The sequence below is a fragment of the Maricaulis maris MCS10 genome (assembly GCF_000014745.1).
GTDB classification, from domain to species: Bacteria; Pseudomonadota; Alphaproteobacteria; order Caulobacterales; family Maricaulaceae; genus Maricaulis; species Maricaulis maris_A.
Genome location: NC_008347.1, coordinates 584,560 through 607,446 on the forward strand (window position 1 = coordinate 584,560; position 22,887 = coordinate 607,446).

The 22,887-nt window shown below is 63.0% G+C and carries 25 protein-coding genes; 14 read left to right on the plus strand and 11 right to left on the minus strand.

The genetic code is table 11. The features are described from left to right. Nucleotides 1-56 precede the first annotated feature (56 nt). Nucleotides 57-2,135 (plus strand): alpha/beta hydrolase family protein, encoded by a 2,079-nt coding sequence (locus MMAR10_RS15950; protein ID WP_011642435.1) that lies wholly within the window; start codon nucleotides 57-59, stop codon nucleotides 2,133-2,135. Nucleotides 2,136-2,314: 179 nt separating this feature from the next. Here MMAR10_RS15950 and MMAR10_RS02565 read toward each other — a convergent pair whose 3' ends face one another. Then, nucleotides 2,315-3,928 (minus strand): glycosyltransferase family 2 protein, encoded by a 1,614-nt coding sequence (locus MMAR10_RS02565; RefSeq protein WP_011642436.1) that lies wholly within the window; start codon nucleotides 3,926-3,928, stop codon nucleotides 2,315-2,317. Between the two features lie 70 nt (nucleotides 3,929-3,998). Then, nucleotides 3,999-4,487 carry a SixA phosphatase family protein gene (locus MMAR10_RS02570; RefSeq protein WP_011642437.1) on the minus strand — a complete coding sequence of 163 codons (489 nt, stop codon included), beginning with the start codon at nucleotides 4,485-4,487 and terminating at the stop codon, nucleotides 3,999-4,001. A 136-nt stretch (nucleotides 4,488-4,623) separates the two neighbouring features. On the opposite strand from MMAR10_RS02570, the gene MMAR10_RS02575 reads away from it, so the two are divergent. The 4 genes from MMAR10_RS02575 to MMAR10_RS02590 all read left to right on the plus strand — a co-directional run bounded on the left by MMAR10_RS02575 (nucleotide 4,624) and on the right by MMAR10_RS02590 (nucleotide 6,299). After that, nucleotides 4,624-5,277, plus strand: coding sequence for a peroxiredoxin (locus MMAR10_RS02575; RefSeq protein ID WP_011642438.1), 654 nt, complete (start codon nucleotides 4,624-4,626; stop codon nucleotides 5,275-5,277). A 145-nt stretch (nucleotides 5,278-5,422) separates the two neighbouring features. Further along, nucleotides 5,423-5,689, plus strand: a complete 267-nt coding sequence (locus MMAR10_RS02580) for a hypothetical protein (RefSeq protein ID WP_011642439.1) — start codon at nucleotides 5,423-5,425, stop codon at nucleotides 5,687-5,689. Continuing rightward, a complete protein-coding gene (locus tag MMAR10_RS02585) occupies nucleotides 5,686-6,096 on the plus strand; it encodes a hypothetical protein (RefSeq protein WP_011642440.1) in 411 nt (136 codons plus the stop codon). The genes MMAR10_RS02580 and MMAR10_RS02585 overlap by 4 nt, the downstream gene beginning before the upstream one ends. Further along, nucleotides 6,093-6,299, plus strand: a complete 207-nt coding sequence (locus tag MMAR10_RS02590; RefSeq protein WP_011642441.1) for a helix-turn-helix transcriptional regulator — start codon at nucleotides 6,093-6,095, stop codon at nucleotides 6,297-6,299. The genes MMAR10_RS02585 and MMAR10_RS02590 overlap by 4 nt, the downstream gene beginning before the upstream one ends. Here MMAR10_RS02590 and MMAR10_RS02595 read toward each other — a convergent pair. From MMAR10_RS02595 to MMAR10_RS02625, 7 genes are all read right to left on the minus strand, one after another. Beyond that, the gene (locus MMAR10_RS02595) at nucleotides 6,296-6,484 is read right to left on the minus strand and encodes a hypothetical protein (protein ID WP_041636711.1); all 189 of its coding nucleotides are present in this window, start codon (nucleotides 6,482-6,484) and stop codon (nucleotides 6,296-6,298) included. The two genes, MMAR10_RS02590 and MMAR10_RS02595, sit on opposite strands and share 4 nt — an antisense overlap. Before the next feature lie 31 nt (nucleotides 6,485-6,515). Beyond that, a complete protein-coding gene (locus MMAR10_RS02600) occupies nucleotides 6,516-7,880 on the minus strand; it encodes a hypothetical protein (protein WP_150099693.1) in 1,365 nt (454 codons plus the stop codon). A 41-nt stretch (nucleotides 7,881-7,921) separates the two neighbouring features. After that, entirely contained in the window at nucleotides 7,922-8,671 is a 750-nt protein-coding gene (locus MMAR10_RS02605; protein WP_011642443.1) for a hypothetical protein, read from the minus strand. An 81-nt stretch (nucleotides 8,672-8,752) separates the two neighbouring features. After that, complete coding sequence (locus MMAR10_RS02610; RefSeq protein WP_011642444.1) at nucleotides 8,753-9,859, minus strand: ABC transporter permease; 1,107 nt, start codon at nucleotides 9,857-9,859, stop codon at nucleotides 8,753-8,755. Beyond that, on the minus strand, nucleotides 9,856-10,782 hold the full coding sequence (locus tag MMAR10_RS02615) for an ABC transporter ATP-binding protein (protein WP_011642445.1): 927 nt from the start codon (nucleotides 10,780-10,782) through the stop codon (nucleotides 9,856-9,858). Before MMAR10_RS02615 ends, MMAR10_RS02610 begins: the two co-directional genes overlap by 4 nt. Continuing rightward, on the minus strand, nucleotides 10,779-11,732 hold the full coding sequence (locus MMAR10_RS02620; protein ID WP_011642446.1) for an HlyD family secretion protein: 954 nt from the start codon (nucleotides 11,730-11,732) through the stop codon (nucleotides 10,779-10,781). Before MMAR10_RS02620 ends, MMAR10_RS02615 begins: the two co-directional genes overlap by 4 nt. Next, entirely contained in the window at nucleotides 11,729-12,364 is a 636-nt protein-coding gene (locus MMAR10_RS02625) for a TetR/AcrR family transcriptional regulator (protein WP_011642447.1), read from the minus strand. Before MMAR10_RS02625 ends, MMAR10_RS02620 begins: the two co-directional genes overlap by 4 nt. A 101-nt stretch (nucleotides 12,365-12,465) precedes the next feature. Between MMAR10_RS02625 and MMAR10_RS02630 the strand changes: the two genes are divergently transcribed. The 6 genes from MMAR10_RS02630 to MMAR10_RS02655 all read left to right on the plus strand — a co-directional run bounded on the left by MMAR10_RS02630 (nucleotide 12,466) and on the right by MMAR10_RS02655 (nucleotide 18,634). Further along, nucleotides 12,466-12,927 (plus strand): ABA4-like family protein, encoded by a 462-nt coding sequence (locus MMAR10_RS02630; RefSeq protein ID WP_011642448.1) that lies wholly within the window; start codon nucleotides 12,466-12,468, stop codon nucleotides 12,925-12,927. A 558-nt stretch (nucleotides 12,928-13,485) separates the two neighbouring features. After that, complete coding sequence (locus MMAR10_RS02635) at nucleotides 13,486-15,075, plus strand: lysine--tRNA ligase (RefSeq protein WP_011642449.1); 1,590 nt, start codon at nucleotides 13,486-13,488, stop codon at nucleotides 15,073-15,075. Between the two features lie 173 nt (nucleotides 15,076-15,248). Beyond that, complete coding sequence (locus tag MMAR10_RS02640) at nucleotides 15,249-15,683, plus strand: hypothetical protein (RefSeq protein WP_049755648.1); 435 nt, start codon at nucleotides 15,249-15,251, stop codon at nucleotides 15,681-15,683. Continuing rightward, nucleotides 15,683-16,117: a hypothetical protein gene (locus MMAR10_RS02645; protein WP_011642451.1), complete on the plus strand. Its 435-nt coding sequence runs from the start codon at nucleotides 15,683-15,685 to the stop codon at nucleotides 16,115-16,117. Before MMAR10_RS02640 ends, MMAR10_RS02645 begins: the two co-directional genes overlap by 1 nt. Before the next feature lie 2 nt (nucleotides 16,118-16,119). Beyond that, a complete protein-coding gene (locus MMAR10_RS02650; protein ID WP_011642452.1) occupies nucleotides 16,120-16,338 on the plus strand; it encodes a helix-turn-helix transcriptional regulator in 219 nt (72 codons plus the stop codon). A gap of 133 nt (nucleotides 16,339-16,471) precedes the next feature. Then, a complete protein-coding gene (locus tag MMAR10_RS02655) occupies nucleotides 16,472-18,634 on the plus strand; it encodes a TonB-dependent receptor plug domain-containing protein (protein WP_150099694.1) in 2,163 nt (720 codons plus the stop codon). Here the strand turns inward: MMAR10_RS02655 and MMAR10_RS02660 are convergent. Next, complete coding sequence (locus MMAR10_RS02660; RefSeq protein WP_041636713.1) at nucleotides 18,631-20,004, minus strand: cytochrome P450; 1,374 nt, start codon at nucleotides 20,002-20,004, stop codon at nucleotides 18,631-18,633. The genes MMAR10_RS02655 and MMAR10_RS02660 overlap by 4 nt on opposite strands. A gap of 110 nt (nucleotides 20,005-20,114) precedes the next feature. Here MMAR10_RS02660 and MMAR10_RS02665 point away from each other — a divergent pair, with 110 nt between their 5' ends. Continuing rightward, nucleotides 20,115-20,873 (plus strand): hypothetical protein, encoded by a 759-nt coding sequence (locus MMAR10_RS02665; RefSeq protein ID WP_041636714.1) that lies wholly within the window; start codon nucleotides 20,115-20,117, stop codon nucleotides 20,871-20,873. A 3-nt stretch (nucleotides 20,874-20,876) separates the two neighbouring features. Here MMAR10_RS02665 and MMAR10_RS02670 read toward each other — a convergent pair whose 3' ends face one another. Then, entirely contained in the window at nucleotides 20,877-21,503 is a 627-nt protein-coding gene (locus MMAR10_RS02670; protein WP_011642456.1) for a S24 family peptidase, read from the minus strand. A 428-nt stretch (nucleotides 21,504-21,931) separates the two neighbouring features. Here MMAR10_RS02670 and MMAR10_RS02675 point away from each other — a divergent pair, with 428 nt between their 5' ends. After that, on the plus strand, nucleotides 21,932-22,123 hold the full coding sequence (locus tag MMAR10_RS02675; RefSeq protein WP_041636715.1) for a hypothetical protein: 192 nt from the start codon (nucleotides 21,932-21,934) through the stop codon (nucleotides 22,121-22,123). 135 nt (nucleotides 22,124-22,258) lie between these two features. After that, complete coding sequence (locus MMAR10_RS16855) at nucleotides 22,259-22,867, plus strand: hypothetical protein (protein WP_150099695.1); 609 nt, start codon at nucleotides 22,259-22,261, stop codon at nucleotides 22,865-22,867. The last annotated feature ends 20 nt before the right edge of the window (nucleotides 22,868-22,887 follow it).

Consider the following 22,887-nt stretch of genomic DNA (forward strand, 5'->3'; position numbering starts at 1 on the left):
CCACAAGGTCACTCGTTAAAGTGGCGCAAGGGCCTGAGAAGGTGTCGGGGGACTGTATGAAAACCGTGTTTGATAATTGTGTCGCGGCGCTTGTCGCCGGCCTCTTCGCCATTGTCGGCATGCCGGTCACAGCACAGGAAGTCACGCCCCTCACAGCCGCTGATTATTCCGGTTCGGACGATATTTCTGATGTTCAGGTTTCGCCGGACGGAACGCGGATTGCCTATATCGGGAGGGGCGAGGGACACGACCGGATCATCGTGGTGATGCCAATCGGCGATGACAGCGAACCCTTGATTGTCCGGCCGACGCGGTCGGGGGGGCTGACCCACCTGCGGTTCCTCTCCGACAATCGTCTTTGGCTTCAATTGGGCGAGCACGGTAACGAGGGCCGGTTTTTTAGTGTCGTCAGCGCCTATGTGTTGGATGTGCGAACACGATTGTTTACGACCATGCCGACGAACTCACGGCTGGCAATAGCTGCCGCCGACGACGATGGTCGAGTCCGTGTGTGGAACAATCCATTCAGTGCGCGGTCGAGCGGGTTTCTGGATCGGCAAGTATCAGGCGTCGGGTTCGGCTTGAGCAGCATCGCGCTGGACGATGCCGAGGATGTCCGCGAGGTGCTGCGGCCCAGCGACTACACCTACGTTCTGGACGCTTCGGGTGATCCGGTTGTGCGCGTTCGTTTCGCAGAGGGCCGGCGATACACGGCTGAGGTTTGGGCACGCGCGTCGGGCGAACCGCATCGACGCAGCCGTGACAATGGCTGGAGCCGCCGCTTTTCTGAACGTCCCGCTGTCGAGAACGTCCTGAGATTTGGTGGCCGGCGTTGGGATGAAATGAGTCCCGTGATCGAACGTGTCGGCGGCCTCGGTGGTTCTGGTCGGTATCTTTTTTTCACCTCCCGCACCGATGGGACCGCTGAGGGGCGACGGCCGGGACGGCGACTGGCGGTGTTTCGCCTCGATCTGGAAACGGGCAATATCGAAGGTCCGCTGGTTCAATCTGACGTCGCTGACGTTGATCAGTTCATTCTCGATTGGCGGACCAATGAAGTCATCGGCGTACAATGGTTTGAACGCCGCTTGCAGACGGTCTGGTTTGACCGGGATCTGGGCGCTGTCCACGCCTCGCTCTCCGCCCGTTTTCCGGACCATGATGTCAGCCTGACGAGTTGGGATCGCGCTGGCGAGATGATTGTCGTGCGTCTGGACGGGGGCGGGACTGCGGGTCAGTACCACCTGTTTGATGCCAACAATGGCGACCTCACCCTGCTTGGGGCGGTACGTTCAAGTGTGCCTGATGATCGCGTTCATCCGGTCCGGACTGTGGATTACACGACGTCGGACGGGCTTGACCAATTTGCCTATCTGACGACGCCGAACAACCGCGAGCCAGATGGCCTACCCTTGGTGCTCCTGGCCCATCAGGGACCAGGGTATCGGGACCATGGCGGTTTTGATGTATGGGCGCAGTTCCTCGCATCGCAGGGCTACGCGGTTCTGCAACCGCAATATCGGGGCTCGGCCGGTTTTGGCGCTGACTTTGCCCAACTCAGCCGCGGCGCCTTGGGCGGCGGCATGTATCAGGACCTGATCGATGCGCTCGATCAGGTGATAGACGACGGCGTTGTGGATCCAGGCCGGGTATGTCTGATGGGAGGCGATCTTGGCGGCCATGCGGCGCTTATGGGCGGTGTGCGATCACCGGACCGGTTTCGATGCGTGATCGCATCCGACCCCATTGTCGACATGACGCAACGCGTGCGTGAAGAAAGGCGCCGCAACATTAACATTCAGAAGCGATTCTGGGCCGAGCGGGTCGGGGGCGATGATGCTTATGCCCCTGACCGGTTGCGGGCCATCTCACCGCTGCAGCACGTTGATCCTGATACGGCGCCGATGCTGATATATACCAACGAGCTTCAGTCATCCGGGGGCCGTGGCCTCTCGGAGCGCATGGACGATATGGCAGAGGCACTTGAAGACAATGCCGTGCCTCATTTCGTTGTTACCGTGATGAAACTTCCGGGGTGGTGGCAAAGCCGCCGCCGGTCGCCTCCGCTGGAGGTCATGATGACGGTCGGTCGATTTCTGAACGCCTACAATCCGGCGGGCGAACCCGAACCCTGACCTCACAAGCTGGGATGAAGTGATGTCCCGGCATCCGGTCTGGTCCACCAGAATGAGGGCCTTTCAGCTCGTACCCATCCCTCACATCCGTCGCGGCCGGAAGGCTGCCGGGTCCATGCCGGCCAGCTCTACCAAGTGCACCACCAAGGCCACGCACATTGCAGCTGAGATGATGGCGATCAGGGTCCAGGGGATGAGGCGGGGGCCGCGTTCGGGTCGGACCGGTTGTCCGGATCGCCAGCGGGCGATGAAAAACAGTCCGAGGCAGAGGGCAAGACCGGTGAGCGTGGGGGCAAGGGAGAGATACATGGGCTTCTCGTCATCGCACTGACGCCGTGCTCGGTTTTCTCCCACCGATGTGGGTCTGTCAGGAGTTGGCGCAAGGCCCGCGCTGCGGCAAGTGTCTGCAGCAGCCAATAGGCCGGCATCCCGGCCAGGTCGCGGATGCGGACCGGCAGTCCGGCCCGGCGCATGGCAACTGCCGCACAAGTGATGGCACTGGCATAGCCGGCCAGCATGAAGGCGAGGGCGGGCAGGCTGGCGGCCTCGGGTCCGGCCCTCGTAGCGAGCGCGATCAGACAGGCCAGGCTGAGCGGGGCATGCAGGAGCGCCGAGGCCACTGCGCCGCCCAGCACCAGCATGCCCGGCCAGACCCGTCGCCAGGGCGTGTCCCGGCGCACCGCCAGCACGCCGATCGTCTGGGCGTAGCCCTTGATCCAGCGGGTCCGCTGCTTGACCCATGGGACCAGTCGCAGCGGTGCCTCTTCCAGGGTCTTCGGCTCGATCAGGCCGCAGCGATAGCCGGCCGCGTGCAGGCGAAGGCCGAGATCGGCATCTTCGGTCACATTCCAGGCATCCCAGCCGCCGACCCGTACAAGGGCGTCGCGCCGGAAATGATTGCTGGTGCCACCCAGTGGCAGCGGCCAGCCGAGGCGTTGATAGAGCGGCAATAGCGCGTGGAAATGGGCGGCATATTCCAGTGCGAACTGGCGGGTCAGCCAGGTCTCCTCGCGATTATACCAATTCAGTGGTGCCTGGACGCAGGCCAGTCTCTGATCGGCAACCCGAAAGGCCTCCGCTGCTCGCCTCAGTTGGTACGGGTCCGGACGGTCCTCGGCATCATGAATGGTGACCAGCTCGGAGCGGCACAAACGCAGGGCATAGTTGAGGGCGCGCGGCTTGGTGCGCGGATTGCCGGGCGGCACGATGATGATCTCGAACCGAGGGTCGAGTGCCATCCGGCGGGCGACATGGATGGTTTCCGTATCGTCGGCCTCGAGGACCAGTTTGAATGCGACACGGTCGGTCGGGTAGTCGATCGATGCCAGACCCCGGGCGAGGTCAGGCAGGACGGCAGCCTCGCGGTACAGGGCGACCATGATGGTCGCGGTCGGCAGATCGCCATCGGCGCAGCCTGGCGCATCCAGCCAGGCCGGCTTCGCCAGCACCGCAGCGAGACGCAGGACGATCAGGCCTGTGAACAGGGCGCAGCTGACAAGGCTGGCAATCGTCAGGGTCAGTGTCGGCACGGTGATCGCCATCAGGGCCAGGCCGGCCAGGGCGATCAGGGCAGCGCGCCCCATGCGACCCGAAGTCGGTCCGAAGGCACTCAGATCCGGTCTGCGGACCGACAGGCCGAAGGCAGCCTGGTGCGCCCACAGGGTGGCAAGATTGTCCGGCAGGCGCGCCCGGCGTGTGGGATTGAAGGCGTGGCCGCCACGGGGCCGGGCCGACCGTCTTGGCCGGGGCTGGTCGGCGGCTACATGCCGGATGTCATTGTCGAGCAGCGCCATGCCCGGCCTCCTGCCACCTCTCATGCGGGCAGGAAAGCATAATTGCATCCTTAAGGCGAGTCGCTCGACGCTACAGCTTCGGATTGATGCACTGGACGAAGCTGGGTTGCAGCAAGTCCGCTTCGGACAATTCGAACACGCAGGCGGTTGCCGTGGGGTAGCCCATCGGCAATTGGCGGGTCGCACCGCACCGCTGGGCCAATTTGTGGGCGAAACCGCCAATGCCGGGGTTGTGTCCAACGAGCAGGACGGTCTTCGATGGGCCAAGCACCTCGCGACTGGCCCGCTCCAGCATGTCAGTGGATGCGTGATAGAGCACCATCGGATCTTCCAGTGTTGGCGATCCAAGCTGCGGCAGCAGCTGGTCGAAGGTTTGCCGGGTTCGCCAGGCCGGTGAAACCAGGGCGATGTCCGCCTTCAGGTCGAGTGCCGCCAGGGCATCCGCTACATCGCCGGCGTCGCTCCGCCCGCGCGGCGTCAGCCCGCGCTGGAAGTCGTCCTCGGCTTCAAGGCGGTCGACCGCCTTGGCATGTCGCATCAGGATCAGGGTGGTTGTCATGGTGTCCGCGGGTTGAAGCGTGGGTCGACGGGTTCACATTTGATTGCGCCGACCGGACCGAGGGTTGCACTCTGCCCGCTCAAGGCGCACCTACTCCTAGGCCAGTTTCATCGCGTTTTGAACCGAGGAGAAAATCATGGGTCTGTTGTTGGGTGATATCGCCCCGAATTTCCAAGCCGAGACGAGTGAAGGGCCGATCAGTTTCCACGACTGGATCGGCGATGACTGGGTGATCTTTTTCTCTCACCCGGCTGACTATACCCCGGTCTGCACGACCGAGCTGGGCTTTACTGCCCGGTTGAAAGATGAATTCGCCAATCGCGGGGCCAAGGCCATTGCCCTGTCGGTCGACAGTGTCGAGGACCACAAGGGCTGGATCAAGGACATTGAGGAAACCCAGAATGTCCGCATGAATTTCCCGATCATCGCCGATACTGACCGCAAGGTGTCCGAACTCTATTCGATGATCCACCCCAATGCCGATCCCAAGCTGACGGTGCGCTCGGTGTACATCATCGACTCCAACAAGAAGATCCGCGCCACCTTTACCTATCCGCCCAGCGCCGGCCGGAACTTCAACGAAGTCCTGCGCCTGATCGACAGCCTCCAGCTGACCGATGGCTACAAGGTCGCCACGCCGGTCAATTGGGCCGATGGCGACGACGTTATCGTGGTGCCATCGATCTCCGACGCTGAAGCCGACAAGCTCTTCCCGGCCGGCTACAACAAGATCAAGCCCTATCTGCGGGTGACGAAGCAGCCGAACAAGGTCGACGAGCCGGCGGAATAGACCGACGCCGAAGAGAAGACTTGAAGAGGGCGCCCGGCCAGCCGCGGCGCCCTTTTTAGCGGCCTGCGTTGTAAAGCACACTTGACGACAAGCTGACTTTACATCATATAGTCAAGTACGCTTTACAAACCTGAAGGAGGCCCCGATGACAATGCGTGACTGGATGAAGGATTTTGGAGATGCCGGCGAGACGCCCAGCCTTGTCTCCCTGGCCCTGTTTGCGGTGGTTTTTCTGCCAACGATCTTCCTTGCGGGAATGGTCGGCCCGTCCCTCGACATGGTGCGCGAGATCATCGGCGGCCTGTCCACCGAAATGAAGATTGCCGGCATCACCGTGTTCATTCTGGGCCTGATGGCAATCGCCCGGATCCTCACCTTGCTGTTTGGTGGCCGCGACGGGGACGGGTCATGAGCGTCAGTGAGAAACAGAGCTCGGTGACCCGCCGTTATTTCTGGCGCACCTTTGTGGCGATGATCGTCTTTACCGCGATCCTGGTCGCCATCGACAAGACGCTGAACCCGTCCCTCAATGGGTGGGACGCGATCTCGGCCTGGCCCCTGGTCGCGCTGACCTGCCTGCCCCTTCTGGTCTATGGTTATGAGGTGGTGCGCTATGTCCGCTCGATCGACGAGATGCTGGCACGCATGCAAGTGCGGGCTGCCGCCGTTGCGACCCTGGCCATGTTGCTCGCCAGCGCGATCTTTGGTGTCGCCGAGATCTACGGGGTCATGGAACCGCTCAACATGACCATGTTGCTGCCCATCGCTGCTGTGGCCCACAGCGTCGCGTCGATGGTTCAGCAGGTGCAGGTCCGATGAAGAACCAGCTGCGCGAACTTCGCGGCGAGAAAGGATGGAGCCAGCAGGCGTTGGCCGACCATCTCGACGTCTCTCGCCAGACGGTCAACGCGCTCGAGACCGGCAAGTATGATCCATCGCTGCCACTGGCTTTCAAGCTGGCGCGGCTATTCGGCGAACCGATTGAGAGCATTTTCGACGATGAATGGGCGGGCGATGGCTAGTTGTCGGCGTTTCCGGGTTGGCAGAATTCCAGATTGCAGTCATCGCTGACCCAAGTCAGCTTGCTCAGCGGGATTGTGACATTCTGCGCGTACTCGAAATCGACTTGCGCAAGATCGCCGATGATCTTCTCGATACAGCCTCGCTCACCCTTGTAGGTAATTTCGGCTCCGTTCTGGATTGGCATGGGGAAAACCTTTCATGCTGGCTGGGTTTGGTCAGTCCTGTTGGGCCGGGGCAGGATCGAGCTTTATCAGCGGCTCAAGTGCCGTGAAGGTCCGGGTCAGGGACTGTGCTGACGCGTTCCTGACGACTTCATCGGTGCTGAGCAGGCGCGACTCGGTCGCCGCATCGATGAGTGCCAACGCCAGGCTGCTGATGGCGCGTTCCTGTGCCGCCAACCCGGCCTCACGATTTGCCGCATCGGTCTCGAACTCGGCCATGCGGGCTCCTGCGTCCAGGAAGCCATTGGCCGAACTGCCGCGGTCGCTGCCCGACAATGTGACTGGCGCGCCGACGAGTTGAGCGCCGAAAAGAATGCTGCTCGTCGTGAGATTTGAGGCCAGCTGGGCTGTTTGGGATGGATCAAACTGCAGCCCTTTGACGGTGAACTCACCATTGGGCATCAGCCTCAGCGCGATGTCCGTATTGCCGAAACGCCCGCGTCCGAGGGCCTGGTTGATGTTTTGACCCCAATTCGCATCCGGTGCCGACACGATCTCGTAGGCAATGCGCAGATTGCCGATAGCCTGTCCCAGGCTCGGCGCTTCGGCGGCAAAACGCAGGAGCATGTCGCTGGCGCGCGTCGCGGGATCGGCATCGGTGTAGTCGGTAAGGGTGACATCGCAGCCGACGCCGGTCGGGATGGAAGAGTCATCCTCTCCGCCAGGGCTGGTTTCACGCAGATAGTCAGTGACAAAGTTGCAGCGCCTTCTGAGATGCCCCCTCAGCGCGATATCGCGCTCGCGGAGCAAATCGAGCGTTGCGCCGTCATGGCTGATGATTTCCGAAAAGTCACGTGATCCGGCGGCGCGACGAACCTCATCGTCAAGATGTTCGATGTCCTCCCGGATTCTGCCGTACTCGACGGGCAATTCATTTCGGGCAAGAAAGCGGATATCGCCCGCCGCGCTGCACCTCGACATGGCACCGCGAAGCGGTCTCGTTAGCTCGTCAGACGTGTCGTCCTCCTGCGCGGTACCACCGGCCAGTTCAACTTCGTCATCGGACATGCTTTGGAGCAGCGCTTCGACCGCTGTAGCCAGGTTTGTGTCGTCCCCAGCCTGTGCATTGCGGTATTCGGCATCGCACGCCGCTACCGCGGCTGCCTGATCGGTCTGATCGGTGACATGGGTCGCCAATGCCGCCCGGCCGCTATCGAGCTGACGCTCTGCAATCTGATCAAGGGCGAAGACTTCCAGTCCCTTGATCTCGTCCAGGCGTTGTTCGAACGCTTCGGAGTCATGCCTGACAATGTCGATATAGGTCGCTTCCAGCGTCAACTCGGCGTTTATCGCAGACAGTGACGCGGGATCCAGCACGTCCATGGTGACTTCGAGGCTGGCACATCCGGTCAGGGACATGACGCCGACCGCGCAAGCGGTAATTGACCTGCCCAGCGATATCATTGGCGTGCCCCCGCATAGAGACCCTGGAAGACCAGGCGGGCATTTGCCAGTTTTGCAGCCTCGTCCGCCCCTGCAAACGCTTCGGTATGGCCGAGTTGTCGCGCGAGGGATTGCAGCGCACTCAGCACGGTTTGCTCCATGGCGTCCGAATTGCCGGTGCCACTCGTTGCCGCAAGGGCTGTTATGGCCTCCAGCTGGGACGTGATGTCTGTCGCGAGGGCATTTCCCTCGCGTTGTGAGATATTGTAGGCCGCCTGTGCTGGAGCGGCGAGGCGAAGTCGCTCGCGATTGACGATATTGGTCACGCCTTCAGCGACGATCCGGCTTTGCGCGAACTGGCTGATGGTGTTCACGACGCTGTCCGCATTGGACGAGAGGATCAGCATGAAAGCACCGGGGCGTTGCTCACCGGTTGCCGTGATGTTGCTCAGCTGGATATTTTCCGATGGCGCACGGGAGCGGCCCTCAGTCCCCGAGTCTCCTGAACCCTGCCCGTTTGACTGGGACAGCCTGATCTCGTTGAAATACATGTCGACCGCGGACTCGTCATAGAATCCGGCAACATAGCGTGCGCTCGATGAATTCGTATTCGCCTTGATTTGCAGGCGGAAGAAGTTGACGGGCTGGCCGGTTACCTCGTTTACGGACATGAAATAATGGGTCTCGCGCACAGTCGAGGTGCAGCCTCCCAACATCATGACCAGCGCCACTACCAGGCAACTCCCGGTTACTCGCAAGTCCAGCATGACAGCCTCCCAAGGTCAGCCTGCGACCCCGTGAAGGTAAACCATCTAAGCGTGCAAGTTAAGTGTGATCTTCCTTTTACGCTAATCCAGCGTCTGCCGATAGCGCAGCATGGCCACGGTCGCGATTACCGTGAAGATCACCATCAGCGGCCATATCTGGGGCCAGACATGCTCCAACCCGGCGCCCTTCAGCATGATGGCGCGGACGGCGCGGATGAAATGGGTCGCGGGGATGGCCTGGCCGATCGCCTGGGCCCAGTGCGGCATGGCGGCGAAGGGGAACATGAAGCCGGACAGGAGGATAGAGGGCAGGAAGGCGAAGAAGGTCAGCTGCATCGCCTGCATCTGGCTGCGCGCCACGGTCGAGAACAAAAAGCCCAGTGCCAGATTGACCAGGATGAAGAGCGAGACGGCGGCCAGGAAGGCCGGGGGTGAGCCCTCAAAGGGCACGCCGAACAGGAAGCGGGCGCCCAGCAGCATGATCGCCACCTGGATGAAGCCGACCACGACATAGGGGGTGATCTTGCCGATCATGACCTCATGCGGTCGGGTCGGGGTCGACAGCAGGGCTTCCAGCGTGCCGCGTTCGGCTTCACGGGTCAGGGCCATCGAGGTCATCATCGCCATGGTCATGGTCAGGATGATGCCGAGCAGGCCGGGGACAATATTGAGGGCGGTAAGACCGGCCGGATTGTAGCGCCGGTGGATGATGGTCTCGACCGGCGGCGTCATCTCACCGAGCATCGGTTCCAGCGCCTGCTGCACGATGGTCGCAAAGGCGCCGGCTCCGGCACCGGCAGCAACCGGGTCCGTGGCATCGGCATCGAGCAGGATTTGCGGTCTTTCGCCGCGCGCCAGTTCCCGCTCGAAGCCCGGCGGGATTGTGACGATGAAGGCGGCCTGCCCGTCGCGCATCACCGTCTCGACCTCGGCGCCGGGGGCGACCGTGCCGATCAGGTCGAAATACTCTGACGTCTCCATTGCCTGAAGGATAGCGCGGCTGGCCGGCCCGCTATCGCCCATCTCGACCAGGGTCGGCAGGTGGCGCGGGTCGGTATTGATGGCATAGCCGAACAGGAGGAGCTGCATGACCGGAATACCAACCATCATGCCGAAGGTCAGCCGGTCGCGCAGCATCTGGATGAATTCCTTGCCCAGCATGGCAAGGATGCGGGACAGGGACTTCATGTGAAATTGTCCTCGGCGCCGCTCATCAGCCAGATGAAGGCCTCTTCCAGCCCCGTCTTGGCCTCGGTCACGCTGAGTCCGTCGCGCGACCGGTAGGGTGCGGCCGCTGCCTCCAGCGCGTGCCGATCACGTCCGGAAATGTGCAGGGCGGCGCCAAAACGGGCGATCTGCTCGACGCCTTTCGTGTTCTCCAGCGCGTCATAGACCGGCTGCAGGCCGGGGCCTTCAATTCGGATCGTGTGCAGGCCGATGCGGGAGGGGATCTCGCCGGCCGGCGCGTCGATGAGTTTGCGGCCATAGGCGATGAAGGCGATATTGTCGCATTGCACGGCCTCATCCATGTAGTGGGTCGAGACCAGCACCGTGACGCCCTGCCGTGCCAGACGGCGGATCCGGTCCCAGAAGTCCCGCCGCGCCTTGGGATCAACCCCGGCGGTTGGTTCGTCGAGCAACAGGAGTCCCGGTTGGTGCAGCGAGGCGGCAGCCAGCGCCAGGCGCTGTTTCCAGCCGCCGGAGAGGTTGGCCGCCAATTGCCTGGCCCGTGGCGCGAGATCGTATTCCTCCAACGCCTGATCCACCACTTGCCGCGTCTTGGGCAGGGCGTGCAGGCGCGACATGAAGCTCAGGTTCTCGCGCACGGTGAGATCGCCATAGAGCGAGAAACGCTGGGTCATATAGCCGACCCGCGCCTTGATCTCGCGGCTCTGGCGGATGATGTCGAGGCCGAGCGCCGTACCGCCGCCGCCATCAGGCTTCAGCAAGCCGCACATCATGCGGATGGTCGTGGTCTTGCCCGACCCGTTGGGGCCGAGAAAGCCGTAAATCCTGCCCGGCGGGACCGCCATGTCGAAATCATCGACAACGCGGGTGCCGCCAAAGGACTTGCTCAGCCCGGTCACGTCGATGGCGAGCGCTTCGCTCATGGGCGCGGCTCGAAGAAGAGCGGTGTGCCCGGCGGCGGCGGTGTGTCGTCGAAACGGGCTTCGGCGCGGAAGACGAGACGCGCCCGCGAGGAGTCCGAATAGAGGATGGGCGGGGTGAATTCGGCGGCGTCATCAATCGTCGCGATCGTGGCCATCAAACCGGCACCGCACGCGTCGCACTCCACGGCGAGCCGAGTACCGACCGGCAGGCCCGCCAGCTCCGTTTCCGGAATGAAGAGGACGGCATGGACCGCACCGTCCGGCAGAAGTTCATAGACCGGCGCGGTCGGTCCCGCCTGTTCGCCGGCGAAGCGGAGCTGGCGATGGATGCGGGCGTCCGCCGGCGCCGTGACGGTGCGCAGGGTCAGCCGGTATACGGCACCTTCACGCTCGGCCTCGGCCGCCGCGATCTCGGCCTGCAGGGCGCGCAGCTGGTCGGATCGGGCAGGCAGCTGGACGATGTTGAGCCGCTGGCGCATTTCGTCGACGCGGGCATCGGCCGCCCGGGCGGCCGCGATGGCGGTGTCGAGCCGGGCCTGGCTGATATGGCCATCGGCAAACAGGGCCTGGTTGCGGTCGCGCGCCTGGTCGGCCTCGGCCTGGGTGGCCAGCGCCTGGCGCAGCAGATCCCGGGCGGCGGCGATTTCCGGGTCGCGCGCGCCGGCGAGGGCATCGTCATAGCGGGCGGTCGCCGCATCGATCCGCGCCTCAATGGCGGCCAGCGCGGCGCGTTCGGCGGTATCGTCCTGGCGGATCAGCAGGCTGCCGGCGACCACGTGCTCGCCCTCGGCCGCGGCAGCCGCGGTGATGCGTCCCGGCTGGTCCGGCGCGATGCGGATGAAATCGCCCTCGGCATAGCCGACAAGCCCGCTGTCTTCGGGCGCGCTGCAGCCGGCCAGGGCCAGTTGGGCGAGCGGGAGGAGCGCGATGAGTGCGGAACGGGTGATCATGATGCAGGAGCTCGCGGCTTGAGGCCATGAAGGAGGATGTCTGCCAGCGCATCGGCCATGTCGGCCGGGTCTGTCAGCGTGTCGGGGGGCAGGGTGAAGGTCGTGGTCAGTGCCATATGGGCGAAGGCCGGCCCGGCGACCGCGCGCATGAATGCGTCGGCATCGACCGGGCGGAAGACATTGGCGCCGACACCGGCTTCCAGCAGGGCGCGCATTGCCCCGCGGGCAATCTCGAGCACCTGACGGCGATAGAAGTCTGCGATCACCGGAAATCGCCCGGCCTCGGCAAAGACCAGGCGCGGCGCGGCGCTGATCGCCGGGTCGGCCATGCTTGTGAACAACATGCGCAGGAGATTGCGCAAGCCGGTTTCCGCGTCCCGGGGGGCGCCGCTGGCGACCATGGCCTCGGCGGTTTTGGCCAGATGCCCGGCGGAGCGCTCGACCAGCCCGTTCAACATCGCTTCCTTGGACGGAAAATAGAGATAGATCGCGCCTTTCGACAGGCCGGCGGCGCGGGCAATGTCTTCGACACGGGCTGCGGCGAACCCCTGTTCTGAAAAGACGGACAGGGCAGCGTCGAGGATTTCCTCGGGGCGCGCTTCGGGGCGTCGGCGTCGGCTGTTCTCTGGCATGACGCCAATATAACTGACCAGTCAGTCATTAACAAGTGTGGGATGGCAGGCGGTCCGAATCCGCGTTCTCTACGTTGCTGGTGAAAGAAGCGGAGCCCGCCATGTATGAGATCTTGTTCTCGGCCATCAATATCGCGGTCTTTCCGGCCTGGTTGCTGCTGCTTTTCGCGCCGGGCTGGCGCTGGACCGGGCCGGTCGTCCATACGGCACTGGTGCCGCTGGCGCTGGGCGCCGTCTATCTCGGCTTTCTGACGCTGGGGATCGTCTTCGGCCAGTCCGACCCGGAAGCCGGCATGTCCAGCCTGGCCGCCGTACAGGCCCTGTTTTCCCATCCCGTCGGCTTGCTGACAGGGTGGGTCCATTTCCTGGCATTCGACCTGTTCGTCGGGGCCTGGATCAGTCGCGATGCCCGGCGTCGCGGTGTCGCGCGCGCCCTGGTCGTGCCTTCGCTGATACTGGCCTTCCTGTTCGGGCCGACCGGCCTTTTGCTCTATCTCATTGGACGCAAACTGACCGGCAAGGCCGGCTGGTCACTGGATGAGAGCGGGCAGGTGGTCGCCTGAACCTGGACAGCCCGTGCGGGAGGAAGCGCGCCGGGGGAAACGCGCTCCCTCCCTGGGTCTGCATTCCGGCCGCCCTTGGGGGGAGAGGCAGGGCGGAATACAAAAAACCCTCCACAAGCGGGCGCTTGGGAGGGCCATCAACCGGGACTGTGGGGCCAGTCTACCGGGTGGAAGCGCCATCCTCCGCGCGCACAATCGCTGCCGGCCAGAAGGCCGTGCAGGAGAGGCGATATCGGGTCTGAACTGCGTTCATGATCGTCTCAATCTTGTGCGCTGACCGGTGGGCACCGGTCGGAGCGGGGTTGACGGGAGGCGCTGTATGACGCCGACCGCATTCGCGTGCAAGGCGAAATCGACACGGTGTGGTTGGATCGGCCAGCGGTGTGGCTTTTGGGTGACGGAAGGTGGTCTGGGGCCACCATGTAGCACGCCTCCCCCACGGGGAGAGGGAAAGCGAGCACCCGCCGCCTTCCCCACCAAGCCCACCCCGCTTGACCATCTCCCGCTTCCCCTCTACCTCGCGAGCCTCTTGTGTCCACAAACAGAAAGACCACCGGGATGTCTGTCTTAGATCTTGCCCAAAACGCGAAAGCCTGGCCGTTTGAACAAGCGCGCCTGCTCAAGAAGCGTCTGGACAAGCTGGGGCGAAAATCCGGGCCGGTCGTGTTCGAGACCGGCTATGGCCCGTCGGGTCTCCCGCACATGGGAACCTTTGGCGAGGTGGTGCGCACGACCATGGTGCTGCGCGCCTTTGATGCGCTGACCGACGGGGCCTATGAGCCGCAACTGATCTGTGTCTCTGACGACATGGACGGCATGCGCAAGGTGCCCGACAACCTGCCGCAGCAGGACATGCTGAACCAGCATTTGCAGGAACCGCTGACCGTGGTGCCCGATCCGTTCGGCACGCATGACAGTTTCGGTGCGCACATGAATGCCCGCCTGCGCGGCTTTCTCGACGGGTTCGGCTTTACCTACACCTTCCAGTCGGCGACCGAGCTATACAAGTCGGGCGCCTATGACACGATGCTCAAGCGGGCGGCCGAGCGCTATGACGACATCATGGCCGTGATGCTGCCGACGCTGGGGGCGGAACGCCAGGCGACCTATTCGCCCTTCCTGCCGATCTCGCCGAAGACCGGCCGGGTCCTCTACGTGCCGATGAAGGCCGTCGATGCGGCGGCCGGTACGGTGACCTTTGACGACGAGGACGGGGCCGAGACCACGCTGCCGGTCACGGGCGGTCATGTGAAGCTGCAATGGAAGCCCGATTTCGGCATGCGCTGGGCCGCTCTGGGCGTCGATTTCGAGATGTTCGGCAAGGACCACCAGACCAATGCGCCGGTCTATTCGCGGATCTGCAAGATCCTCGGTGCCGAGCCGCCAACGCAATTTGTCTATGAGCTCTTCCTCGACCAGAAGGGCGAGAAAATCTCCAAGTCCAAGGGTAATGGGCTGTCGGTCGAGGACTGGCTGAAATACGCCCCGGCGGAAAGCCTGTCCTACTACAACTTCGTCAAGCCAAAGACGGCCAAGCGATTGTATTTCGACGTCATTCCCAAGGCGGTCGATGAGTACATGCAGCATCTGGCGGCCTATGCCGGTCAGACGCCGGACAAGCAGCTGGAAAACCCGGCCTGGCATATCCATAATGGCAATCCGCCGAGCGACACCTCGCCGATCTCCTTCGCCCTGATGCTCAATCTCGCCTCGGCCGCCTCGGCTCATAATACCGAGGTGATGTGGGGCTTTATCGGCCGCTATGTCGATGGCGCGACGGCGCAGAGCCATCCATTGCTCGACCAGCTGGCCGGCTTTGCGGTGCAGTATTTCGCTGACTTCGTCGAGCCGACCAAATCCTTCCGCATCGCGACCGACATGGAGCGCGCGGCGATGGAGGACCTGCTGGTCCGCCTCAGGGCTATGGATGCGGATGAACGCGATGCCGCCAGGATCCAGGACGAGGTCTTTGCCGCCGGCAAGACCCAGGAATTCGAAAACCTGCGCAACTGGTTCCAGGCGCTCTACGAAGTCCTGCTCGGCCAGTCGCAGGGGCCGCGTTTTGGCAGCTTCGTCGCCATTTACGGCGTCGGCGAGACCATAGCGCTCATCGAAAAGGGCCTGGCCGGTGAACTGGTAAAGGGCTGACGCGTCCGGACGTCGGCGCGCGTAGAGAAGCGAGCATGACAGGTGAAAGGCCCGGCGCAGAAGTGCCGGGCCTCTTTCATTGGATGCGTGTCGAATAAATTTGACACCGCGTCAGCTGCGTATTACATCGTGTCATGTTAAAAACAACTGACACCAAGAACGGAGTGTTTGACATGGGCTTTCGCGAGAAAAGCAATATCGCCATGCTGGTGCTGACCGGCGGCGTCTATGCCTGGTATTTCGCCAGTACGGCGAATGTATTGCTGGGCGGGGGCGTGTCGGCGGAAGAGGCGCTGGAGCTGACCAATACCAAGATGCTGTTGACGGTGGGTGCCGTCATCATCGCCTCGATCGTCGCCCATATCGCGCTCGCCATCGCTGCGCCTTCGGAGGCCGAGGAGGCCGCCGACGAGCGTGACCGGCTGGTCGAGATGCGCGGCGACCAGCGCGGCGGCTTTGTGCTGGCCCTGTTCGCCCTTGCGGCGATGGCTTCGGCGATGACCGCCCAGCCCTATTATCTGATCGCCAACCTGGTCCTGGCCGGCCTTGTCGCCAGCGAGCTGGTCAAGGGCGTCAGCAAGTTGATCGGCTATCGGAGGGGTGTGTGATGCCCGGCTTTCTGGAGAAAATGAATCGCTCTGCCGCCATCGGCACCATCCTGGCCCTGGGCTGGTACCTGATCCGTGTCGTGCCGCAGGTCGCCAGCCAACCACTGGACGAGGTGTCGTGGAAGGCCGAGATGGCGATCGCCGTGGTGATCTTCGTGGTGACCCTGATTGCCGACAGCATCCGGGCCGCCATCGCCAGCCATGGCCAGCTCGACGAGGTGGATGTGGTGGATGATGAGCGCGATCACGCCGCCGAGCGGCGGGGCGATGCCTGGGGCGGTCATGCCATGCATGCCGCGGCCTTCATCGCCCTGATGCTGCTGGTTTTCGAATTCGATCCGTTCTGGGCTGCCAACGTCCTGTTTGTCGGCGCCATGCTGGCCGGACTGACCAGCATTCTGGTGAAATTCCTGACCTATCGGGGGAGCGTGTAGCCATGGCCAAGCCCACGCCCATCACCAATGAAATCCGCACCCTGCGCTTTCATGCCGGCGAGATGACCCAAGCCGATCTGGCCCGGCAGGTTGGCGTCACGCGTCAGACCATCATCGCCATCGAGCAGGGCAAGTACTCACCCTCACTGGAGGTCGCCTTCAAGATCGCGCGTGTATTCAAGGTCGGTCTGGACGCCGTGTTCCAGTATCCGCCCGAATGAGTGCCATCCAGTTGCGCCAGACGAACAGACGCTGCATTTGAAACCGATAAGGGCTGGATTTTCGCTCGAATAGAAGCATTTCTCTAACCCATTGCAGCGAGGTTGGCTGGAAATGGTTTGGGGCCTGTTCAATTTGACCGACACGTTTCGTCGCGCCGTCGCCGTCAGCATGTGTTTGGCGGCGACTGCCATTTCGCCAGCCCGGGGGCAGGCCGAACCTACGGAAGCGGGCATAGCCGTCTATCGGCCTGAAGCCTTCGCCGAATTCCTCCCCAGAAATGCGCTCGACATGGTCTATCGCTTGCCGGGCTTCAGCCTGAATGGTGGCGACAATGTCCGAGGCCTGTCGGGGGCTGCAGGCAATGTCCTGATCAATGGTCGCCGTCCGCCGCGGGGTAGTGGCTCTTTGCAATCCCGCATCAGCGCAATCCGGGTCGAAGACGTCATCCGCCTGGAGCTGATCGAAGCCGGCGCCCGTGATGTCGAAATGCAGGGCTATCCCTTGCTGCTCGACATCGTCACGGCGCAGACAAGCGCTGCCCGTGTGGACGGGCGTATCGAGATAGAGCCGCGCGAGGATGGCGGTGAGGAGTATCAAGGCGAGCTCGCGGTATCGATCAGTGGTGGCCGGTCCGAGCTTGAGGCGCGCGTGGACCTGTATGACGAGACCAGGACCGATTATGGCTCGGTGCGGACGTCGACTGCCGATGAGCCGGGTGCCCGGGTCTCGTCGGACGAGCTGGAAAGCCAGACCCGCCGCGACTGGCTGGCTGTGGCCCGCTTTCACGCCAATCCGCGGAATGACTTTGCCTTCTCCCTGTCCACGGAACGGCGCGACAATACCTCCACGCCGGTGCTCGACTCCCAGGCGCCCACCGGCACGGTCGAGACGGGCGCCTCGGAGTCCATTGCCCGGTTCGGATCGGCGCGCTGGCGGCATGACCTGACGGACACGGTCGAGCTGATCGGCCTTGTCACCCGGCGCCAGGGTGAGGCTGTGGCCAGCGACAGCTTTTTGTCCTCCGGTGTGACCAGCCAGTCCGACTCGACACGAGAAACCGAGGAAACAGCAGTCCGAGCCGATGTCCGCTGGCGGCCAAGCCGGTCGCTGACCCTGGAGACGGGTGTCACCTGGGCGGCCAACATGCTCGAGGGCCGCTCATCGGCCTATATTGACGGGGTCGAGCAGGATATCGACGGCGATGACGCACAGGTCGAAGAAACACGGTCAGCCTTGCTGGCCTCGGCGACCTGGATTCCCACGTCCCGGGTATCGACGACCATCGGGACCCGCTTCGAGCAATTCTCCCTCGACACATCCAACCAGGGCGGCGCCTCGCTGAGCCTGACGGATATCGCGCCGCGCGCGGATATCAACTGGTCGCTGTCGGAGGGCTGGACCCTGCGGCTCAGTTCCGAGCGCAATGTCGGTCAGCTCAATCTTGACCAGTTTCTGGCCTCCACGGATCTCAACAACTCGCTCAACACCGCCGGCGCGGCGACGCTGGAACCGCAGCGTGACTGGACCCATGCCGTCACACTGGAGCACCGCTCCGGCGAGCGCGACCTGCTGCGCCTGGAAGCCGCGACGCAGGAGATTGAAAACCCGATTTCCAGCGTTCTTGATGGCCAAGGCAGCCTCCGTCCGGCCAATGTCGGACCGGAAACCATTCAATGGGTCAATGCGCAGTTCGAGCTCGAGCTGGACCGTTATGGCCTTGACGGGTTGAGTGTCGAGGGCAGCGCCAATCGTCGCTGGTCGGATCGGGTTGACCAGCTCCAGGGCTTTGCCCGAACCACGTCCGGACATCGCGACTACAACATCAAGCTGGTCATTCGAAAGGAATGGTCGGAGGGTCGCTATATGGCGTCTTTCGAGGTCGAGGACCGGGCCCCGGCGATGCACTACTGGCTGACCGAAATCCGTGAGGAAAACAACGGTATACGGCTTCGTTTCGAGAGCGAGTGGCGGCCTGGCCCGGAATGGCGGTCAGGCTTCTTCATGCGCTGGAACGGTGACCGGCGGGACACGATCCAGGTTTTTGACGGGGTTCGCGAGCCGGGCGCCGATCCGGTCCTCATCAACACGATCGACCGGTCAGAGGGTGTCTTTGCGTCGGTCTGGTCGGAGTGGGAAGTGCGCCGCGCCGGCTTCCTGCGCCTGTCGCTACGGTCGGGCCGCGACGAATCCGGTGTCAGCCGGGTCGACTCCCCGGCGGGCGCCTTTCTCGACCAGATTGCCAGCCAGTCCGACAATGTGCCCTCAGTGAATGTCCGCCTGCGTTTCCAGCGCTAGCGCCGGCTGACCCGCATCGGCATTGCGGTGTCGGGCTGCAATGTGATGCGCATGACCGGCACCGGCTCGCGATCGCCGCAAAAGTCGAGACGTAGCCGACTGGCCAGACAGGCCATGACGATCACCATCTCCATCATCGCGAAGCGGGCCCCGATGCACACACGCGGACCAAGGCCGAAGGGCAGATAGGCGTCGCGCGGGATGGCACTGGCGGCTTCGCCCAGGAAGCGGTCGGGGCGAAATTCATCAGCGTGTTCCCAGATGTCGCGCTGGCGGTGCAGCAGCCAGGTTGAAACCAGCACATCGGAGCCGGCCGGTACCGGCAATCCCGCGACCAGGTCCCAGGCTTTCGATGTCCGTGCGAGGATCGGGGCGGAAGGGTAGAGGCGCAGGCTTTCCTTCAGGACGGCCTCGGTGAAGGGAAGCAGGGACGACCAGTTCGCCGGATCGGTCCCGGTCAGGTCCGCACCGTCAACCTCGGCCTCCAGCCGGGTGCGGGCTTCTTCGTCGCGCGACAGCAGGTAGAGCGTCCAGGCGAGGGTTCGGGCGGTGGTCTCATGGCCGGCGGCCAGGAAAGTCAGCAGATTGTCGATGACTGCCGTGTCGTCGAGCCCAGCCCCGAGCAGAAGGTCGAGAAAGTCGGGTGTGCGTCCCGCTTCCTTGGCCGACGGCGCCGCGCGACGGGCGCTGGCCACGGTGCCGACCTGCTCGCGCAGGTCCTTTATGACCCGCCGCGACTTGCCCTGACCGATACGCGGTATCCAGCCGGGCAGGTGGATCAGGTCGAAAGGATGGGGGATGCCGGATATTTCCAGCAGATCACAGATGCCGCGTGTGAAACGCGCCTTGTCGAGGGCCTCGTCGCCGGAGAACAGGGTCTCGATCAACACATCCAGGGTCAGCTCGACCATCAGGTCGGAGGCGTCGACGGTCTGGCCATCGCGTTCGGCCAGCGCCGACAGCGTCGCGTCGCAGACGGTCCGGATCTGCGGCGCAAAACCGTTGACCCGCCGCGGCGTGAAGACGGGCGAGACGGCCTTGCGGGCGGTCTTCCAGACATCGCCTTCAGCGGTCAGCAATCCGTCGCGCAGAAACGGCTTCAGCACCGCCTGACGCACCGGGTTCATGCCGTAATTGGCGGCATTGGTCACGAAGCAGTGGTGGATGCCGGCCGGATCATTCAGCAAGAGACTGGACCGACCCAGAAACTGGAAGGGCGCCATGCGGATCGAGAAATGTTGTTCGCCCCAGACCTCCAGCGGATTGCGCTGCATGGCGCGGAAATAGGTCCAGTAATCCGAGAGTTCCAGCTTCCCGACGCCGCTGTATTGGGCACAGGGTGGTTTGGGCGGCGTGAAGGCGACGGTCATGGAAACATCCTTTGGCAAGCCAAGCCTAGCGTGTTCGTGCCCTTCCGCCAGCGCGCGAAAAGTCGCGCTTTGCAGTTTGCGTGATTGCGAAGCTGAATTAGGGTCGATCCATGATCCGAGCCACATTGTTTCTCCTCTTGCTGGCCGCCGCGCCGGCAAACGCCGACCGGGCAGCCGCCGAAGCTGCCTATGAGCAGGGCGCCTGGGAATTGGCTGCCTATGAGGCGCAAAGGCTCGAGACGGCCGATGGTTATGCCTTTGCCGCCGGCGCGCTGCTGGCGCGGCTGATGGTCGAGGATGTCGGCGAAGACCGGGAAGCGCTGGCCGAGCGGGCGGTTGACCTTGCCGAATACGCCCTGCGCCTGGACGAGGATCATGTGGAAGCGCGCCTTCGCCTCGCCGGGGCTTTGGGGTTTCGAGGCCGCTATATGGGCGGCTGGCGCGCTTATCTGACCCGCTTGCCGCAACGAGGCCGCAACCTGTTGGAAGAGGTCGTTGCCCGTCAGCCGGACAATGCCTGGGCGCTTGGCATGCTCGGCGCCTGGCATCTGGAAGTGGCGCGGCGCGGCGGATCACGGGGGCTGCGCGCCCTGGATGCTTCGGTCGAGGCCGGGATGGGATACTATTCGCAAGCCATCGCGCTGGATCCGCAAAGCCCTGCCCCGCGCTATTTTCTGGCCCTCGGGCTGGCTGCGCTCGACGAGCCCGCCTACCAGACCCGGATCCGCGATCTGGTCGGCTCCGCCCGGGCCTTGCCGCCACGCGATGCCTTCGAAACGGCCATATTGGGTGAGCTGGATGAGTTTGCAGCCCGCCTCGATGACCGCCGCGCTGCCAGCGCCTGGGCCGACGCCCGCTTGCAGCGCTAGGGCCTACTGACTGACCCAGACGATCCGGGCCAGCCAGGCGACCTGGGTCAGCGGCAGGGTCAGGGCAGGTTGCAAGGGGTCGAGCGGAGCAAGCCGAAGCGCCTGGACGGTCTTTTCACTCAACGTCCAGGCCGACCGGCTGCCATCGCGCCGCTGCACGACCACACGGTCTCCCACACGTGTCGGCGCTTCATGTGACACGACCAGCCGGTCACCGGGCCGGTAGACCGGCAGCATGTGGGTATCCTGAACGGTCAGCGCGAAGGCTTCTCCCGGTGCCAGGCCGGGGAAAGGAATGGCGTCCCAGTCCGGGCCGGCCGGGTAGCCGGTCGCGTCGAACGGATCCTGTTCTTCTCCGTCTGCCAGTGCCCGAGAGGGCAGAGCGCCCGTGCGCGGCTGACCTGAGATCAGACCGGCAAAATCATCGAAATCGAGATGGGCGGCAGCCAGCGCCTTGGCGATGCTTTCCGTCGATGGCCAGCGCGGCTTGGTGCCATCCGCCGAGATCCGTTTGGAGGGGTTGAAAGTGGTCGAGTCGAGCCCCGCGCGCCGGGCCAGACCGGACGGGCTGGTCTGCGCGTGCCGGGCCAGGCGGTCGATCCCGCGCCAGATGTCGTCATGGGTCAGCATCGGTCTGAAACGGTATAGGAAAACTATCCCATGCGCGAGTCGCCCTTGCCCGAATCCGCGGTGGGATTGTGGCCGTAGTCATGGCGGAAAAACAAGCAAGCCCAAGGCATCAGCGATGTCGAGCGCCGCGACAACATCCTGCGTGGTGCCGAGGGCAAGCGCCTGACCTATCGGCGGACTGCTCAACCCCACGGTGCCGCCGCTTGAGGGGCAGCGCTTCTTAAACTGGCGAAGGCACTGATTCACCGCCGAAAACGTTCATGTTGCGTTCCGCGAAGAATCCGGTCGAAATAGATACGCCCGCACGGCTGATTCCCGTGCGGGCGTGTATGCAACCGCCGGAGAGCGGTAGTCGTGATCACGGAACGTGTATGAGTCAAATCCCGAGTCGCGTCAACCGATCTCCGGCATGGTCACGGAGATAGAAAATGACCAATCCTCCCCCCTACCGTCTCACCTTCGCAGACGCCATCGAAGTATGGCTGATGCACTGGGACAAAAACCACCAACACAACATTGCGGCGCACTTCGGTGTGAACTCTGGACGCATCAATGATGTGGTCAAGGAACGCATTCACATTGGGTCGCGCGAAGCGGCGCTGATGAAAAAGTCGGCTTAGTCTGACTTGGGGGCCGGGCGCTTGTCGCCCGGCTTCTGATCATGCGGCTGCGGCGGCGTCTCTAGCATCCGCTTAAGCGCCGCGTCCCTGAATCGGGTGGCTTCTTTAGCTTCCCTGTCATCGCTTGAGGGCATCATGACACCAAATTTCCCAGATTGCGATCTTGACTTAATCCCGACTGAAATAGACGACAACACACTAGCTGCTATCGGCCGATTAGTTATCGGATTTGCAGACATTGAAGATGCCATCACACTCTTCATTATGAAACTTATGAAGCTCAATGAGTCCCATGCCCACGTCCTCATTGGCCCAGTTGGTATATCTAAACGGATCCAGATCGCAACTAGCTTAGCGCTTCTGACAGACCCAGAGGCCCACAAATTTCTCAAAAGCACATTCCAAGGCAATAACTGGAATACAGCAAAAAAGATGCGTGATTGCGCCGCTCACGGGCTGGTGGTTGGCCAAAATAAACCGGGATTCGTGACGTTCCGAATGACCAATTTAGTGGATTCAGATGAGAACCAAGCCATGTTCTCCGCGCACTCATACCCAATGAAACAATTTTCAACGGTTGCGGCTGACGTCTCTAATTTTGTCCCGAGCCTGCGAGAACACCTCGGCGTAGCAACGCTGCATTCAAAGCGTCTTCAAGGCTCTCTTGTGCCGCGCCAAAAGGGTCGCCGCAAAGCATCGCCGGACCCAAGGTCCCCCAAGCCGCCTCGATCATCTCCGGCGTGATATCAATCTCTGTTATAGTG

Bases quoted from the DNA above. Each gene is read 5' to 3' on its own strand.
- MMAR10_RS15950 (WP_011642435.1), top strand. From the start codon at position 57: ATGAAAACCGTGTTTGATAATTGTGTCGCGGCGCTTGTCGCCGGCCTC.
- MMAR10_RS02565 (WP_011642436.1), bottom strand. From the start codon at position 3,928: ATGGCGCTGCTCGACAATGACATCCGGCATGTAGCCGCCGACCAGCCC.
- MMAR10_RS02570 (WP_011642437.1), bottom strand. From the start codon at position 4,487: ATGACAACCACCCTGATCCTGATGCGACATGCCAAGGCGGTCGACCGC.
- MMAR10_RS02575 (WP_011642438.1), top strand. From the start codon at position 4,624: ATGGGTCTGTTGTTGGGTGATATCGCCCCGAATTTCCAAGCCGAGACG.
- MMAR10_RS02580 (WP_011642439.1), top strand. From the start codon at position 5,423: ATGACAATGCGTGACTGGATGAAGGATTTTGGAGATGCCGGCGAGACG.
- MMAR10_RS02585 (WP_011642440.1), top strand. From the start codon at position 5,686: ATGAGCGTCAGTGAGAAACAGAGCTCGGTGACCCGCCGTTATTTCTGG.
- MMAR10_RS02590 (WP_011642441.1), top strand. From the start codon at position 6,093: ATGAAGAACCAGCTGCGCGAACTTCGCGGCGAGAAAGGATGGAGCCAG.
- MMAR10_RS02595 (WP_041636711.1), bottom strand. From the start codon at position 6,484: ATGCCAATCCAGAACGGAGCCGAAATTACCTACAAGGGTGAGCGAGGC.
- MMAR10_RS02600 (WP_150099693.1), bottom strand. From the start codon at position 7,880: ATGTCCCTGACCGGATGTGCCAGCCTCGAAGTCACCATGGACGTGCTG.
- MMAR10_RS02605 (WP_011642443.1), bottom strand. From the start codon at position 8,671: ATGCTGGACTTGCGAGTAACCGGGAGTTGCCTGGTAGTGGCGCTGGTC.
- MMAR10_RS02610 (WP_011642444.1), bottom strand. From the start codon at position 9,859: ATGAAGTCCCTGTCCCGCATCCTTGCCATGCTGGGCAAGGAATTCATC.
- MMAR10_RS02615 (WP_011642445.1), bottom strand. From the start codon at position 10,782: ATGAGCGAAGCGCTCGCCATCGACGTGACCGGGCTGAGCAAGTCCTTT.
- MMAR10_RS02620 (WP_011642446.1), bottom strand. From the start codon at position 11,732: ATGATCACCCGTTCCGCACTCATCGCGCTCCTCCCGCTCGCCCAACTG.
- MMAR10_RS02625 (WP_011642447.1), bottom strand. From the start codon at position 12,364: ATGCCAGAGAACAGCCGACGCCGACGCCCCGAAGCGCGCCCCGAGGAA.
- MMAR10_RS02630 (WP_011642448.1), top strand. From the start codon at position 12,466: ATGTATGAGATCTTGTTCTCGGCCATCAATATCGCGGTCTTTCCGGCC.
- MMAR10_RS02635 (WP_011642449.1), top strand. From the start codon at position 13,486: ATGTCTGTCTTAGATCTTGCCCAAAACGCGAAAGCCTGGCCGTTTGAA.
- MMAR10_RS02640 (WP_049755648.1), top strand. From the start codon at position 15,249: ATGGGCTTTCGCGAGAAAAGCAATATCGCCATGCTGGTGCTGACCGGC.
- MMAR10_RS02645 (WP_011642451.1), top strand. From the start codon at position 15,683: ATGCCCGGCTTTCTGGAGAAAATGAATCGCTCTGCCGCCATCGGCACC.
- MMAR10_RS02650 (WP_011642452.1), top strand. From the start codon at position 16,120: ATGGCCAAGCCCACGCCCATCACCAATGAAATCCGCACCCTGCGCTTT.
- MMAR10_RS02660 (WP_041636713.1), bottom strand. From the start codon at position 20,004: ATGACCGTCGCCTTCACGCCGCCCAAACCACCCTGTGCCCAATACAGC.
- MMAR10_RS02665 (WP_041636714.1), top strand. From the start codon at position 20,115: ATGATCCGAGCCACATTGTTTCTCCTCTTGCTGGCCGCCGCGCCGGCA.
- MMAR10_RS02670 (WP_011642456.1), bottom strand. From the start codon at position 21,503: ATGCTGACCCATGACGACATCTGGCGCGGGATCGACCGCCTGGCCCGG.
- MMAR10_RS02675 (WP_041636715.1), top strand. From the start codon at position 21,932: ATGACCAATCCTCCCCCCTACCGTCTCACCTTCGCAGACGCCATCGAA.
- MMAR10_RS16855 (WP_150099695.1), top strand. From the start codon at position 22,259: ATGACACCAAATTTCCCAGATTGCGATCTTGACTTAATCCCGACTGAA.